8 protein-coding genes are annotated in these 15998 nt (G+C 73.5%); 1 reads left to right on the top strand and 7 read right to left on the bottom strand.

Annotated features, from left to right (window positions below; translation table 11 throughout):
* Positions 1 to 50 precede the first annotated feature (50 nt).
* Positions 51 to 1004: a pirin family protein gene (locus NAG42_RS29780; RefSeq protein WP_250035189.1), complete on the bottom strand. Its 954-nt coding sequence runs from the start codon at positions 1002 to 1004 to the stop codon at positions 51 to 53.
* Positions 1005 to 1848: 844 nt separating this feature from the next.
* Here NAG42_RS29780 and NAG42_RS29775 point away from each other — a divergent pair.
* Positions 1849 to 9519 (top strand): hypothetical protein, encoded by a 7671-nt coding sequence (locus NAG42_RS29775; protein ID WP_250035187.1) that lies wholly within the window; start codon positions 1849 to 1851, stop codon positions 9517 to 9519.
* Positions 9520 to 9825: 306 nt separating this feature from the next.
* On the opposite strand, the gene NAG42_RS29770 is transcribed toward NAG42_RS29775, so the two are convergent.
* The 6 genes from NAG42_RS29770 to NAG42_RS29745 all read right to left on the bottom strand — a co-directional run bounded on the left by NAG42_RS29770 (position 9826) and on the right by NAG42_RS29745 (position 15844).
* On the bottom strand, positions 9826 to 10887 hold the full coding sequence (locus NAG42_RS29770) for a GGDEF domain-containing protein (RefSeq protein WP_250035186.1): 1062 nt from the start codon (positions 10885 to 10887) through the stop codon (positions 9826 to 9828).
* A 122-nt stretch (positions 10888 to 11009) separates the two neighbouring features.
* Positions 11010 to 11837: an EamA family transporter gene (locus tag NAG42_RS29765; protein WP_250035185.1), complete on the bottom strand. Its 828-nt coding sequence runs from the start codon at positions 11835 to 11837 to the stop codon at positions 11010 to 11012.
* Between the two features lie 26 nt (positions 11838 to 11863).
* Positions 11864 to 13048, bottom strand: a complete 1185-nt coding sequence (locus NAG42_RS29760) for an ABC transporter permease (protein WP_250035184.1) — start codon at positions 13046 to 13048, stop codon at positions 11864 to 11866.
* Entirely contained in the window at positions 13045 to 13728 is a 684-nt protein-coding gene (locus NAG42_RS29755) for an ABC transporter ATP-binding protein (protein ID WP_438872461.1), read from the bottom strand. Before NAG42_RS29755 ends, NAG42_RS29760 begins: the two co-directional genes overlap by 4 nt.
* Positions 13725 to 15059, bottom strand: a complete 1335-nt coding sequence (locus NAG42_RS29750; RefSeq protein WP_250035183.1) for an efflux RND transporter periplasmic adaptor subunit — start codon at positions 15057 to 15059, stop codon at positions 13725 to 13727. Before NAG42_RS29750 ends, NAG42_RS29755 begins: the two co-directional genes overlap by 4 nt.
* A gap of 92 nt (positions 15060 to 15151) precedes the next feature.
* Positions 15152 to 15844 (bottom strand): L,D-transpeptidase, encoded by a 693-nt coding sequence (locus NAG42_RS29745; RefSeq protein WP_250035496.1) that lies wholly within the window; start codon positions 15842 to 15844, stop codon positions 15152 to 15154.
* Positions 15845 to 15998: the final 154 nt, after the last annotated feature.

The following is a 15998-nucleotide window of genomic DNA, read 5'->3' as shown; positions in this document are numbered from 1 at the left end:
GTGCGCTGCGTGCGAAAACGCCACCTGATCCGCTGACTCCCACCCGCGGGTCAGCGGACGCGGCCCCGGGGCACCAGGCGGCTGATCGGCATCGGCGGGGCGGGCAGGGGTGGTCCGTCGTAGCCGCGGACCTCACCGAAGCGGGGGGTGCGGTCGGCCCAGTCGGCTCTCATCTGGACGATCTCGTCGTGGTCGCGGGCCACGAAGTTCCACCACATGACCAGGCGCTCGTCGAAGGGCTCGCCGCCCAGCAGGAGCAGCCGGGACGGAGACCCGGTGGTCACGTCTACCTCGGCTCGGCCCGAGCCGAGGTAGAGCAGCGGGCCGGGTTTCAGCGTGGCGCCGTCGATCACCGGGGCGCCGTCGAGAGCCAGCACCGCGTACTCGAAAGCGGGGTCGAGGGGCACCGTGGCCTCGGCCGACGGTGCCAGGGTGAGGTCGGCGCCGACCAGCGGGGTGTGACACCGGGCGGGGGACGTGGCACCGGCGAAGGTGCCCATGATGACCGTGGCGGCCAGACCGGGCCGGGTGACGACGGGAAGGTCGTCGTGGTGAGCGAACTCGGGTGGCATGTCGCGCACCGCGTGGGGCAGCGCGACCCAGAGCTGGACGCCCTCGAGCACGGGGGTGTGGTCGCGCGGGGTCTGCTCGGAATGGGAGATGCCGCGGCCGGCGGTCATCAGGTTGAGCTGACCGGGGCGGATCTCCTGCACGTGGCCGAGGCTGTCGCGGTGGAGCACCTCGCCGGCGATCAGCCAGGTCACGGTCTGCAGGCCGGTGTGCGGGTGGGGGCCGACACGCATGCCGTCGGAGCCGGCGAGATCCTGCGGACCATAGGCATCCAGGAAGCACCACGCGCCGACCATGCGTCGCTGACGATGGGGCAGGGTGCGGGTGACGGCAAAGCCGCGGGGGCCGCCCAGCGCGACGGGGGCGCCCTCGAGCAGCTCCATGACGGCCGGCGCGGAGAGGCCGACCTCGGGGTCCGCTTCGAAGCTACTCACACCGGGGACGCTACGCCGCGGGTGTGACAAAACAAGGGACAGCAGATCGCCGAAACGGCGGCGGGGATGAACCCCGCCGCCGTTCCGGTCCCGGCACTACCGCGCAGGCACGACCTCACACCGGCATGGGGGGCAGGACGGTGTGAGCGTTCGCGTTACTAATGCGCGGCGGCGGCCATCAGAGACGGGGGCGGCGGCCGCCGGCCGGGGAGTTGAGGCTTTCGAGCGTCCAGGCGTCGAGGCGGCGCAGGGCCGCCCGCCAGGTGGCGCGTACGGCGCCGAGTTCGAGGCGCGGCATGATCCGCTCCTTTCGGTCGGTGTCGTGGGCTCCACCCGGGACATCGTCGTCCCGGGCGCTCCTCCACCGTGACACCGCATAGCACCTTGATCCGTTTTCCGGGAGCGTGTGATGCGCCACTGCCGGATCGGCAGGTTACTCGTCCGTATCGCCGGAACGGGTTTAAGACTTGCTTAAGTTCGGCGGGTTGCTCTTGGTGACATCACGTTTCCCGAGGCGAACGATCTGTACATCGCCTGACACCGTTTGAACTGTTCGCCGCTGGTCCGCGTACTCTCCGCCGACGAAGAAACACGGCGGAGCAACGAGCCGGGACCTCAGCCCGGTCCCGGCACCGATGCGACGCCGCGGGAAGCGCCCGTCAGGGTGCTGGCGCGGCCCGCAAATCCGTGGTTAACCTTCCACATCCATCGCGTGGGAGGGGATGATCCGGGCACGCGTGACGAACGGGGGGCGAAGCATGCGGCTGTGGGGTGAGGGGCACTCCCCCTGGTGCCGTACGTGCGTTCGCCGTCCTCTTGCGCCTCTCGCGCGCGGGGCCGCGGCATGAGCTTCGAGGACGACGAATACTGGGACGACGAATACTCCGAGTACTCGATCATGCCCCAGTCCGCCGTCGCCCAGGAGCGCGCGTACGAGCGGCGGGACAGTCCGGATCCGATCATCCCGACCCGCCGCGGCGAGCACGACAGCCCGGTCGACGAGCTGGCCGCCCGGCGCCGGCGGCGCTCGCAGGGCAACGCCGGCAGTGAGCCGCGCCCGCAGGCGGCGTTCGACGGTGAGCGCCCGGGCTGGCTCGACGACCCCGGCTTCGCGCCGGTCGACACGTCGCAGCCCAACCTGGCCGGCGACGACTTCGACGGCGTCGACTTCAACCGCCCCGAGCTGGGCGCCGACTTCGACGCGCCGGACACGTTCGCCGACGCCGTCCAGCGGCGGCACCAGGACCGCTACGACCCCAACGACGACATCGACGAGCCGTTCGACCACCGCGACCTGGTGGCCTACGGTCACGGCCCCGACCCGGGCGTCAAAGAGGTCAGCCGCAGCGAGGACGAGGAACGCCCGGCCGGCCGGTGGCGCCGCCGTCCCGGCCGTGACGACCAGCCCCGCCGTGCCCCTCAGGAGCGCCGGCCCCGCCGCCAGGAGGAGCGCCCGGCCGCTCCCCCGCCGGCCGCGTCCCCGCCGGCCGCGGCGAGCGGACGGGCCCGGGTGCCCGAGGGCCGCCCGGAGGATCCGCACAACCTCTACCGGCGGCCGGCCTCGCGCCGCGACGACGCCTACGACTACGACGACCGCCCCCGTCGGTCCTACCCCGACTCGTACGCCGACGACGGGCTCAGGTCGGGCGGGCGCGCCGAGATGCTGTGGGACGAGCCGGCTGCCCCGCAGCACGGCCACGACGAGGCGGCCGAGGTCCGCGACCGGCGGAGCTCCGGACGGCGACGGTCCGACGCGTACGAATACGACGAGCGCCGCCCGGCCGAGGCGCCGCGCCGCCGCGAGGTCTACGAGGAGCGGTGGCCACGGCCCGAGGAGTCCGACGACCGCCGCAGCTGGGTGGCGCGCGACGAGGCTGCGCGCCCGGTCGAGGCTTCCCGTCCGGTCGAGGCTCCCCGCACGATCGATGGGGAGATCCTCGACCGCCGGGCGCCGCGCACCATCGAGGGCGAGATCGTCGACGACCGCCCCCGCCGCCGTCCGGTCCGGGACGAGCGCCGGCCGGCCGCGGCCCAGCAGACCTGGGACGACCAGCGGGGCTGGGTCTCGGACGAGCGCTGGGACGACGGCAGGCCGGCCGGTGGCCAGGGCTGGGTCGAGGAAGCTCCGCGGACGACCGGGCGGGCCCGGGTCGAGCCGGCCGGCGAGGTCCCGGCCTGGGCCGGCGAACGCCCCCCGGCCGACGCTCCGGATCGGGCCGGCGAGAGCAACACCGATCGCGACGTTGTCGCGGCGGCCTCCGCCGAGGTGCCCACCGTCGAGGACGACCGCGAGACCGGTCCGCGAGTGATCAGCAAGGCGGCGCCGCCCGCGGAGCCGCGCGTGGTCGGCAAGGAGGAGCCGCCTCCGCCGCCACGCGTCGTCAAGAAGACGGCCGCCCCGACCACACCCCGCGTCGTCGACAGCCACGCGCCGACGCCGGCGGCCCGGGTGGTCAGCCCTCCCCCGGTCCCCGTCACCCCGAAGACCCCGCCGCCTCCGGCTCCCGGCGTGGCGGCCCCGGCCGCCTCGGCTCAGCCGCCCGGCGCGGGCCAGCGAGGTCGCGCTTCCATCCCGCCGCAGCCGCCGGGCCTGATCCCGGCCGATTCCGGGCCGGCCGCTCGCGGGCCACTCACCGCCGGCCAGCCGGCCGACGACCTGCAGCCGCCCGCCGAGGACGCGGCGCGAGCGGTCGACGGCGCCGGCCGGCGCGGCCAGGTCCGGCCGCAGCAGGGCCAGTCCGACGTACGCGGAACAGTGCCGCCGCAGCACGGCCAGCCCGACGCACGCGGAACAGTTCCGCCGCAGCACGGCCAGCCCGGTTGGCACGACCAAGTTGCGCCGCAGCAGGAGCAGGCCGGCGTTCGCGCTCCCCGGGCGCCGCACCAAGGCCAGCCCGACGCACGTGCTGCCTTTGCGCCACAGCAAGGCCAACCCGACGCGCGCGCTCCTTTCGCACCCCACCAGAGCCAATCCGTCGCACCCCACCAGGGCCAACCCGACGTACGCGGTCCGCAGCAAGGCCAACCCGATGTCCGCGGACCGCTGCCGCCGCAGCCCGGGCAGGCCGGCCCCCGCGGTCCGGTCCCGGCCGGCGCGGAGACACCGGGGCAGGCCACGCCGGACGCGGTGCCGCCGATGCCGGGACAGGCCGGTCAGCGGCCGGGCGACCCGTCGCTCGCGAACACCGACCCCCGGCTCCAGGTGCCCGGCCAGCGTTCCCGGCGCAGTCCGCGTACCGCGCACGTCTTCCTGTCCGAAGGCGACGACCCATGGTCGATGGTGGCGGACGAGGCGCCTCCCGCCGCGCTGCCCAGCAGCGGTCTCGGCCGCCCGGTGTCGCCGGGCGCTCCCGAGGCTCCGGTCCCCGGCCAGGCGACCCCGCCCCCGGTCGCGGCGCGTGGCCCGATGCCGCAGAGCGCACCGCACGACCCGATGCACCCCGCCGACCCGTACCGGTCGGCGCCGCAAACGCCGTCATCCCAGGGCGCTCCGCACGGGGTGGTGCCCGCGGGCGCCGTGCCGCCGCCTTCCGTGCCGCCCGCCGCGGCTCAGGGTCCGGCAATCGCTCCGGGCACACCCACCTCGTACGGTCCGGCGCCGCTCACTCGCGGCCCGGCCCCGATCCAGCCGCCGGCCCAGGAATCGCCGCGCCCGCACGTTCCCGTGTCGCCGGCCGCCCCGCGCGGCGACGCCCAGGCCGCACCGCAGAGCCCGATGCCGCCGGTGCTGCCCATCAAGCAGTACTCGACGCCAGTCCCGCCGGCGACGCCGCGACCCGTGCCCCCACCGCCGAACCTGCGGCCCGCACCGGCGTCACCCGACGATCAGGTTCCTGGCGGTCCGATTCCGCCGTACGGCTACCCGGCCGCACCGGTCGAGGCCGGCCGGCCGCAGTCCGATCGGCCGGAGCAGCTCCCCGAAGGCCCGTCCCACGACGAACGCCCCGGTCAACCAGCAGCCGTCCACGGCCAGCCCGCCGCCGCGTCGCACGGCCAACCGCCGACCCGATCCCAGGACCACGGCCGGCCGACGCACGGACACCCGGCACCGGGCCGGCCCGCGGCGGGACACCCGGTTCAGCCTTCCGGCCAGCGCGCTGAATGGGCCCCGGAGTCCGATCAGCATCCCGTCACGCCGCAGGCCGTTCCCAGCCAGCAACCGCCGGACGACCACGCGCCGACGCATCACAAGACAGGCGACTTCTTCCGCCGCGCGGTCGACAAGCTGTTCGGCGGCTCCCACGACGGCGACAAGCACCATCCCGCTCACCCGTCCCAGCCCCAGCCGCAGGCGCAGCAGCACCCGCAGGCGCAGGCCCAGCCGCAGCCGCAGCCGCAGGTCCAGCCGCAACCGTCCTCGGTCCAGCCGTCCTCGGTCCAGCCGGCTTCGGCGGTCCACCACCTCGCGGACCGTCAGGTCCCCAACCAGCGCACCCCGGGCGAGCAGACTTCTCCGCCACCGGCGGCGGCGCAGCAGGCGCCGGCTCGCCAGGCGCCCGAAGAGTTCGCGGCGGACCAGTACGCCCCAGGCCACCACACACCGGGCCAGCACACGCCCGGCCGAGCAGGCTCTGACCAACACCTGCCCGGGCAACCCACTCCGGACCTACACGCACCCGCTCAACACTCGCCTGGCCAGCACACGCCCAGTCACTACGTGTCCGGCCAACCCATGGCAGGTCAGCACGCGTCCGGCCAACCCATGCCGGGTCAGCACGCGTCCGGTCAATCCATGGCGGGTCAGCACGCGTCCGAGCAGCCAACGCGAGGCCAGCACGATTCGGGCGAGCACCGGCCCTGGCAGCCCACACAGGGACAGCAGGCCCCCGACCACGCGCCCAGCCAGCACGCGCCCAGCCAACCCATGCCAGCTCAGCACGGGTCCGGACAGCCCACACCGGGCCAGCACGCGTCCGGCCAGCTCACGCCAGGCCAGCACGATTCGGACGAGCACCGGCCCTGGCAGCCCACACAGGGACAGCAGGCCCCCGGCCAGCACGCGCCGGTTCAGCAGCCCCTAGGCCAGCACGCGCCCGGCCAGCACACACCCGGCCAGCAGGCCCCCGGCCAACCCATGCCAGCTCAGCACGGTTCCGGACAGCCCACACCGGGCCAGCACGCGTCCGGCCAGCACGCGCCGGTTCAGCAGCCCCCAGGCCAGCACGCGCCCGGCCAGCACACACCCGGCCAGCAGGCCCCCGGCCAACCCATGCCAGCTCAGCACGGTTCCGGACAACCCACACCGGGCCAGCACGCGTCCGGCCAGCTCACGCCAGGCCAGCAAGATTCGGACGAGCACCGGCCCTGGCAGCCCACACAGGGACAGCAGGCCCCCGGCCAGCACGCGCCCGGGCAGCAGGCGCCCAGCCAACCCATGCCAGCTCAGCACGGGTCCGGACAGCCCACACCGGGCCAGCACGCGTCCGGCGAGCCCACACCAGGCCAGCAAGATTCGGACGAGCACCGGCCCTGGCAGCCCACACCGGGCCAGCAGACCCCCGGCCAGCACGCGCCGAGTCAGCACGCGCCCGGCCAGCAGGCCTCCGGCCAACCCATGCCAGGCCAGCACGCGTCCGGCCAGCACGCCCCCGGTCAGCACGTGGCCGGGCAACTCACACCGGGCCAGCAGGCCTCCGGTCAGCCCGCGCCGGGTCAGCATGGAGCCGGGCAGTACACGCTCGGCCAGCACGGCTCCGACCAACACACCCCGAGCCAGGTCGGAAACGGGCAATACGCGCCGAGTCAGCAAGGCTCCGACCAGCACGTATCCGGGCAGTCCACACCAGGCCAGCACGCACCCGGCCAACTCACGCCGAGCCAGCACGGGCAGTACACGCCGCGTCAGGAAGGTTCCGACCAGCACCTGACCGCACAACCGGGCCAGCACGCACCCGTACAACGCGTATCGGGCCAGCCCACCCCGAGTCAGCACGCACCCGGCCAACACACACCAGGCCGACCCGCACCGGGCCAGCACCCGCTCGAGCGGTCCACATCGGGCCAGCACGCACCCGCGCAACATGCAACCGGGCAGCACTCGCCGGGTCTGCCTGCGCCTGGGCAGCGCTCGCCCGAGCAGGATGCGACTGGGCGGCAGCCGAACGGCGAGCACGCCGCCGGCCGGCCTGCGCATGGTGAACGGCAGGCGCCCGGCCGGCAGCCGGCTTCGCAGTGGCCGCAGCATGAGCTGGCCGATCAGCACCCGCACGGCCAGCAGCCGCCGTCACAGCAGCCGCCGCCACAGCAGGTGCCTCGTCAGCAGGCGCGGGACAACGCGGCCGGATTGCAAACGCAGAACGGGCCGCGCCCGCACGGTGAATACCCGCCGCAGCAACATGTCGTGCAGCACTCGCCGCCGCGGGAGGGGCAGGACCAGGTCGGGTTGGATCAGTATTCGGCCGGTGGTCAGGTGGTGGGGGGTCAGCACTCGATCGAGCAGGCGGCTCCGGACCAGCACGCGGCTCGGCGCCAGACGCCTGGGTGGCCGGGTGCGGGTCCGGGCACACCGGAACAGGTCTCGCCGTGGGCGCCGGCTCCGCGTGGGGCTGAGGAAGAGCGTCCGACGTCGCTTGCCTCGGCGCCGGTCAGTGCGCCTCGCGGGGAGCGGACGCCTGTGCTTCGGTCCGCGGCGGATCGGGCTGTCCCGCGGGACGCCGACCTGCCGACCGGCCCGCTGGCGGCTGACACGCTACTCACGACTCCCTCGCCTGGTGGCAACCAGGAGCGCATCGCCGAAGGACCGGGGCAAACCGGCCAACCTGCGCAGCCTCATCTTGAAGTGCCGACCCAGCCGCTGGGCCCGTCTGTCATTCCCCCGCCCGGACGGCCGCAAGACGGACAGCCGAGCACCTCGCCGCAGGACGCACCGCGGCCGCAATTCGCGGGAGCCGACGCGGATCGACCCGAGGATCCGCGGCTGATCGCACCACAGTCGCCGGCTGGGCGTCAGAGCACCTCCTCGCAGATCACTTTCCCGCTGGCCCCTCGGTCGGCACCGCCGGCCATCGGCAGCGACGCCCACCCGGAAGTGCCCGCGCAGCGCTCTCCGGCAGACAGTCCACCCGCCACGCCGCAGCACAACTCGGAACGAGCGGACGGTCAGAACACGCCGCCCGTGGCGGACGGCGCGGTCGAGCCGGCGGCACCCGGAAACGGGACCGGACCCGGGCAGACCGAACCGGCCGCCGTCGCAGCCGGCTCCATTTCCGACGCGCCCGATGCGTCCCGGCACGCCGGGCCGGTGAGCGGGCCGGACGGCGGTGCGACACCGGATGACCCGGCGCGGTTGGGGGCGCACGCGGCGCCGTACATGGATCCGGACGGGACGTTGCACAACCTGCGGCCGATCGGGCGGCTGGCCGTGTCGGGAGCCGACGCGCCTCAGCGGGTCGCGGAGACCACCTTCGGTGGCATGTGGTTCAGCCCCAAGCCGGACGAGGCGGGCGACGGCGCGGCCGACCGTTCCGATGTTGTGCCGACCGGTACGGAAACGGCGCCGGAACGCATCGAATCCCAGCGAATCGCGCCGCAGTCGACACCCGCGGCGGTATCGGTCGTGTCGCCGGAACAGGTCGTGTCGCCGGAACAGACAGTTCGCGCACCCGAGCACAAGGCAGCCGACCCGTCGCCGGATCGAGTAGTCATCGATCTGGACCTCTCCGACCTGTTCCAGGGTGGGGCGATCACCGGGGAGCCGCCGATCACGACAGACCAGGTCGGCGCGGTCTCGGTACGCGCGAAGATCGACGAGCGGATGGCGGTGCACCAGGGCCGGCTCGACACGGCCAAACCCGCGCCCGAACCGGAGAAGGAGCGCCCAACCCTCTCCGCCGCCGATCTCGAGGCGATCCGCTGGCGGCTCGACGGCGGCACGCTGCGGGAAGTGGTCGACGACCGTGAGGCCCTCCGGGAGCTGGGCGAGCGCCTTGACGGGCCGCTCGCCGACGAGGTCGACAACGTCGCCAAGGCTGGGCTGCTCAGTGTGCGGGCCGAGGTCTACCGGCTGCTGGGAGAGTTGGGCATGGCGGCCGCCGCCAGCCGGCTGGCCCTGGCCCACGCCGAATCGGCCCGCGACCTGCAGTCCGAGGTGATCGCGCAGGCCGAGCTGGCCCACATCCTGCGGTTGCGCGGCGACTTCAAGGAGGCCGACCGTCTCTTCGCGAAGGCCACCGGCTCCGAGGTGCCCGAGACCCTGCGCAGCGTCGTGCACGAGAACGCCGGTCGTTCGTGCTTCGACCAGGGGCGGCACATGGAGGCTCTCGACCACTTCGCCCGCGCTGTTCGTCTCGGCCGGGCGGAGGACACCGACCTCGCGGCCCGCGTCGGCGTCTGCCTTCAGGCCGTCTACATCCACGTGCTGCGCGACGGCTGGGGGCCCTATCCCCGTACGCGTGAGGACATCCTCGGTATCGGCCGGCCGGCCGACGACCCGGCTGAGCCCGAGCAACCGGCCCCGGCGCAGTCGGGCGCGCTCGACGAGGTAACCGCCGAGCAGCCGGTCGTCCACCCGCGCTGACCGCAACCTCACCGCACGCGGAACCCACACCGCTGACCCGGTCCGCGCGAAGCGCTGCAGCCGCCCACCACCGGAACCAACCGCTGACCCAGCCGCCGCGCCGCGGAACCAACCGCTGACCCAGCCGCCGCGCCGCGGGACCAACCGCTGACCCAGCCGCCGCGCAGATAGCCGGCCACACCGACACCGAGCTATACCGCAGCCGAGGCTCAGCCTGGCCGCGGCGACGCCTGCGGAGTGGCGACGCCCGCGAAGTGGCGACGCCCGCGAAGTGGCGACGCCGGCACACCGACGTCAGCCGCACGCTCAACCGCCTGCGCGAACTCCGGTAGGGCGGTTGGCGGCCTGCCTCGGTGCGGGTGGGCGGGCCATGGCCGTACGACCTCGGCCGTTCTGTTTGGCCTCGTAGAGGGCGGCGTCCGACGCCGCCCGGAGTTCGTCGGCCGTGGACGCGTGGTCCGGCAGCACGGCGATGCCGATGCTCAGGCCGGGTGGCCCACAGGGCAGACCCTCGACGGCATCGAGGACCACCCGCACCTCGTCGGCGGCGCGGCCGGCGTTGGCCCGGTCGGTTCTCAGCAGCACCACGAACTCGTCGCCACCGAGCCGCGCGACCACGTCCTGTTCGCGGCGGGCGATCACCCGCAGCGCGTTCGCGACGACCTGGATGGCCTGGTCGCCCACGCCGTGCCCGTACGTGTCGTTGATCTTCTTGAAGTAGTCGATGTCGACCGAGATGAGGGCGAGCGGTTCGCCGCCCCGGCGGGCCCAGGTGACCGCGCGGGTCAGCTCGTCGTCGAAGGACCGCCGGTTGCCGACGCCGGTAAGTGGGTCGGCCAGCGCCTGCGATTCGAGCACGTGCCGCAGCCGGTCGTTGCGGTTGCGCAGCGACGTCACGACGAACGAGGTCAGGCTCAGGGCGACGGTCACCGAGATCCAGTCGGACAGGGCCTTGGCCGTGGTCAGCGTGGAGAACGCCACCGCGGCGTGGCCGGCCGAGATCAGCGCCAGGACCAGCGCCGCCATGCGGTGGCTGAGGAAGTTGGCCGCGTACAGGACCGGCCACAGGTAGAAGAGTTGCGCGCCGGCACTGGCGTCGTGCGAGGCGTAGTTCATGCCGGCGATGATCGCGATGGCCACGAACGGGGCGGCCAGCCACCACAGCCGCGGGATCCAGCCGGGCCGGCGCAGCGCCATCGCGCCCACGGCGGCCATGAACGTGCAGGTCAACGAGATGGCGATGACCCAGGGCCAGGGGTGTTCGTCGGGCAACAGGATGCCGGTGACAAACACAACCGGCGCAGCGGCCAACATCAGATACGCGACGCTGTGGGTTGCCCCCTGCTCGTCGCGGAGCTGATAGCGCACCGTCGGCCGACCTCCCTCGTTCACCGAACCGATCGGCCGCGCCGCCCGAATCTTGAGCCGTTGGGGTCGTTTCGAGGCACGCTGCCACTCGCGGCGCGCAGGAGCCGGGACGAGACCCGGGCTTAGGCCGCGGCCCGGGCGCGGTCGCGCTGGGCCAGGGTGACGCCGGCGCTGGCCAGGGTCACCAGCAGCAGCGCGACGATCTCGGCCCAGCCTAGACGCTGGCTCAGCAGGATCAGGCCGGCCACCGCGGCGGCCGCCGGTTCGAGACTCATCAGGATGCCGAAGACCCGGGTCGGGATGTGGCGCAGGGCGTTGATCTCGAGTCCGTACGAGAGCACGGACGACAGCACGGCCACGGTGGCCGCGCCGAGCAGCAACGCCGGGTGGCCGATCACCCCGGCGGCCCCGCCGGCCCCGAATGGCAGCACCAGCACCGCGGCCACGGCCAGCGAGACGGCCAGCCCGCCGGTGCCGGGGACGAGACCGCCGAGCCGGGCGCTGAGCACGATGTACGCCGCCCAGAACAACCCGGCCACGAAGGCGAGCACCAGCCCGCTCAGCGGGGCTGAACCGCCGCTGTCGAAGCCGAGCAGCAACACTCCCGAGGCAGCCAGCGCGGCCCACACCAGGTCGAGCACCCGGCGGGTCTGCACGACGGCGAGCAGCAGCGGGCCGAGGAACTCGACGGTCACCGCGATGCCGAGCGGGACGGTGGCCAGGGCCAGATAGAAGATCAGGTTCATCCCGGCCATCGCCACGCCGAGCAGCGCCGCCGCCCGCCAGGCCTGCGGTGACCAGGAGCGGAGCCGGGGCCGGGTGATCGCGGCGAGGATGACGGCGGCCAGCGCCAGGCGCAGGAAGGTCACCCCGGTGGCGCCGAGCTCGTCGAACAGACCGGTGGCGATCGCGCTGCCCACCTGCACCGACGCGATGGCGGTCAGGACCATCAGGGGTGCCGGGATCGGTGGCCGGCTCACTCGGTACGCAACGCGACGACGGGGTCGAGGCGGCCGGCTCGCTGGGCCGGGACGACGCCGAAGACGATGCCGACGATCGCCGAGACGCCGAAGGCCAGGGCCAGCGACCACCAGGTGATCGCGGCCGGCACCGGGGACAGCGCGTCGACCAGCAACGCCGAGGTCACGCCGAGGGCCATGCCCAGGACACCGCCGATGGTGGTGAGCAGGACGGCCTCGAGCAGGAACTGCACGCCGATGTCGCGCGGGCGGGCACCGACGGCCTTGCGCAAGCCGATCTCCTTCGTCCGCTCGCGGACCGAGACCAGCATGATGTTGGAGACGCCGACGCCGCCGACGAGCAGGCTGATGCCGGCGATCGCGGCCAGCACGCCGGTGAGCACCCCGAGGATGTCGCCCAGCACGCCGAGGATCTGTTCCTGGGTGACCGCGCTGAAGTCGCTGTCGGGGTGGCGGTCGGTCAGCGTGTCGACCACGGCCGTGCTGAGCTGGTTGATGCGCTCGCGGTCGGGGGCGCGGATCGCCAGGCCGTCGATGCGGTCGGTGCCGAGCAGCCGCTGGGCCGCGGTGACGGGCACGTGGACCTCGCTGTCACGGTCGACACCGAGGCTCTGCCCGAGCCGCTCGAACGTGCCGATCACCCGGAACCGGACCCCGCCGATGGTGATCTGCCGGCCGATCGGGTCACGGTCGCCGAACAGGGTGGTGGCCGTGCCGGCGCCGAGCACCGCCACCCGTCGGCCGGTCGTCACATCCGTACGCGTGAGGTAGGAACCCCGGTCGAGCCGGCGCACGAAGACACTCGGCGTGTTCTCCAGGACGCCCTGCATGCTGCCGAAAGCCGTCCGGGAACCGGCGCGCACGGTCTCACCCGAGGCGATGGTGGCGGCCACCCGGTCACGGTCGCCGACCACCCGGGCCACGGCCTCGACGTCGTCCAGGGTCATCGTGGAGGCGGCGGGCGCCGAGCCGGCCTCGAGGCGGCCGGGCACGACCAGCAACAGGTTGGAGCCGAGCCCCTCGACCTGCTGCTCGATCTGGCCCTTGGTGCCCGTGCCGATGCCGACCAGCGCGACCACCGCGGCCACCCCGATCACCACGCCGAGCATGGTCAGGACGCTGCGCAGCCGGTTGGCCCGCAGCGCGTCGAGGGCGACCCGCCACGCCTCGGCCAGCCTCATACCGAGGCCTCGGAGACGATCAGGCCGTCTTTCATGACGATCTGGCGGTGGGCCCGGGCGGCCACCTCGCGGTCGTGGGTGACCAGCACGACAGCCACTCCCTCGCCGTTGAGCGACTCGAGCAGGGCGAGCACGGACTGACCGGTGGCCGAGTCGAGGTTGCCGGTCGGCTCGTCGGCCAGCAGCACCGACGGGCCGGTGACCAGGGCCCGGGCGATCGCCACCCGCTGCTGCTCGCCGCCGGACATCTGGTTGGGCCGGTGGTCGAGCCGGTGGGCCAGACCGACCCGCTCGAGCATCTCGGTGGCCCGCTGCCGCCGCTCGCGCCGGCCGATGCCCCGATAGACCAGCGGCAGGGCGACATTGTCACGGGCGGTGGTGCGGGCCAGCAGGTGGAAGGACTGGAAGACGAACCCGATCGTCTCGTTGCGCAGCTTGGCCATCTCGCCGGGGGTGAGCCCCGAGACGTCACGCCCGCCGATCAGCAGGGTGCCGCCGGTGGGCCGGTCGAGACCGCCGAGCAGGTGCATCAGCGTCGACTTGCCCGAACCGGAGGTGCCGACGATGGCCAGGTAGTCGGTCGGCTCGATGGTCAGCGACACCCCGCGCAGCGCGGACACGGAGACGCCGTCGAGGTCGTAGGTGCGGCTGACCTCGGTGGCGACGATGGCCGCGGTCATGAGGCCTTGTCACCCGGCTGGATCTCGTCGGCGCCGGAGACCGCGATCCGCTGCCCGGCGTCGAGACCGCCGGTGACCTGGACGACGTCCTCCCCCTGGACGCCGAGGGTGACCGGCACCCGCTCGTAGCTGTCGCCGCGGACCGCCCACACCGTGTCGCGCCCGTCGACGTTGATGATCGCCGAGGCGGGCACGGTGACCGCGTCGTCGGCCTCGCGGACCTGGAGCCGGATCACCGCGCTCATGCCGGGCCGCGGGGTCGGCGCGTCAGCGGCCTCGGCGAGATCCAAGCGGACCTTGTACGACACCCCGCCGCGGGCCGAGGTCGTCGGCAGCAGGTCGATCGAGCGCACGGTGGCCGCATAGCTCGCCCCGGTGGCCGCGTCGAGCTCGACGGTCGCCTTGACCCCGGCCTTGACCAGCAGCACGTCGGTCTCGTCGACCTCGGCCAGCAGGCCCAGCCGGCTCACGTCGACCACGGTGAACAGGGGTGTGCCGGCCGCGACGAAGGCGCCGCGGGGCACGGCGGTGTCGACGCCGGGCAGGCCGCTGCCGCTGCCGGCCGCGGCCGGGGCGGCGCCGCCCCCGCCGGCCAGCAGGTCGCCCAGCGACGAGGGGCTCGCGCCGGCGGTGCCGCCGAACTGCACCACGCCGGCCACCGGGGCCCGGATGGTCAGGGCCTCGACGGCGGCGTCGGCCAGCTCGTAGGCCTGCTGGGCCTGCAGCCGTTGCGCGGCCGAGAGCGAGCTGACCGCCTCACCCAGCGACGCCACGCCCTGCTGGACCGAGCGCAGCGCGTCCGCGGCCGCCGCCGAGGCCGCCGTGTATTGCTCATTCGCCGCGTCGACCTGCTTCAGCAGCACCTCGCGCAGGGCGGGGTCGGTGATCTTGGCGGCGGCCTCGCGGGCCTCCTTGAAGGCGTCGGCGGCCTGCTTGTCGGTCCGGCGCCGGACGGAGACGAAGCCGGACGTGCCGCCGACCGGGCCCCCGCCCCGGGACGCCTCGTCGAGCGCGCGCTCGGCCGACCGGCGACGGGCCTCGAGCTCAGGCGCGTCGATGACGGCGAGCACCTGACCCTTGCCGACCCGGCGGCCGGGCTCGACCCGCAGGTCGTCGAGGGTGCCGGCCGAGGGGGCGCTGACCGTGGCCGCGGCCCGGGCGGTCACCGAGCCGGGCGCCTCGACGATCTCGGACACCGTGCCGCGGGCGGCCGCGCCGAGACGGACGTCGGTCTGCTCCTCGTTGCAGGAGGCGGCGGTCGACGAGACCAGCAGGACCCCCGCCGCGGCGAGAACGAGGGAACGCGGACGGCGGCGTGGGAGTTCGGACACGCACGCCACTCTATGTCGGGGCACCGACAAGAAACGGGCGAAGGCGGGCTGCCCAGGGGCGACCCGCCTTCGTCCGATGCTCACCGTGGCGATCAGGTGCCGGGACGACGCCCGATCAGCTTGACCGTCATGCCGATCTTGCCCACGTTCCAGTAGGTCCGGGCGTCGTTCGGCAGCAGGTTGACGCAGCCGTGCGACCCGCGCCACTTGTCGTGGATGTAGGTCGTCGTCTGGTGGAAGCCCTTGCCACCCTGGAATCGCTGCCAGTAGGGCAGCCAGACGTCGTACGGGTCGGACCATTCCTTCTTGGTGCGCTTATTGATCTTGTAGGTGCCCGAGGGCGTGCGGTAGTTCTTCATGCCCGAGCGGACCACCGTCGGCGCGGCGAACTGCTTGCCGTTCTTCATGATCCACGACGTCTGCTGGGTCAGGTTGACGCAGAACGTGTAGCCCGACTTCTTGGGCTTGCACGCCGCGACGCTGGTGGCGGCGAGCCGCTTGGCCACGTCGAACGTCGTCGGACCGGCCAGACCGGCGGCGGGCAGGATGCCGTACCGCTTCTGGAACTTGACAATGATCTTGCAGTCGGCGGCCGACTGCTTGCCGTCGACCTTGGTCTTGCCGAACATGCCGAGCTTGTTGATGTAGCCCTCGACCTGCTTCTGGTACTTGCCGGTCGAGCAGCCCGCGGCCGCCTTGGTGACCACCGTCGCGACCGGTGTGCGCACAGCGGCGCCCGCACCGGCCGGCGACAGCGCCACCGCGCCGAGACCGCCGCCGACCATCGCCGCCAAGGCGACTCCGGCTGCAATCCGTCTGGATCCCACTGTGGTTCCTCCCCGGGAAACGTGTGCGCACATAGAAGCACAGCTACGCCGCACACGGATCCGAGGACGGGAGCGTGGCGCGAAACCGGTAGAGCAGATCGGCTCGCGCACA

Origin of the sequence: Paractinoplanes maris, assembly GCF_023544465.1 — a bacterium.
In the GTDB taxonomy this organism is placed as follows: Bacteria; Actinomycetota; Actinomycetes; order Mycobacteriales; family Micromonosporaceae; genus Actinoplanes; species Actinoplanes maris.
This window is presented reverse-complemented; position numbering and strand designations above follow the sequence as displayed.

Excerpts from the sequence above, each read along its gene's own strand:
- NAG42_RS29755 (WP_438872461.1), bottom strand. The coding sequence starts at position 13,728 with ATGACCGCGGCCATCGTCGCCACCGAGGTCAGCCGCACCTACGACCTC.
- NAG42_RS29760 (WP_250035184.1), bottom strand. The coding sequence starts at position 13,048 with ATGAGGCTGGCCGAGGCGTGGCGGGTCGCCCTCGACGCGCTGCGGGCC.
- NAG42_RS29775 (WP_250035187.1), top strand. The coding sequence starts at position 1,849 with ATGAGCTTCGAGGACGACGAATACTGGGACGACGAATACTCCGAGTAC.
- NAG42_RS29745 (WP_250035496.1), bottom strand. The coding sequence starts at position 15,844 with ATGGTCGGCGGCGGTCTCGGCGCGGTGGCGCTGTCGCCGGCCGGTGCG.
- NAG42_RS29765 (WP_250035185.1), bottom strand. The coding sequence starts at position 11,837 with ATGGTCCTGACCGCCATCGCGTCGGTGCAGGTGGGCAGCGCGATCGCC.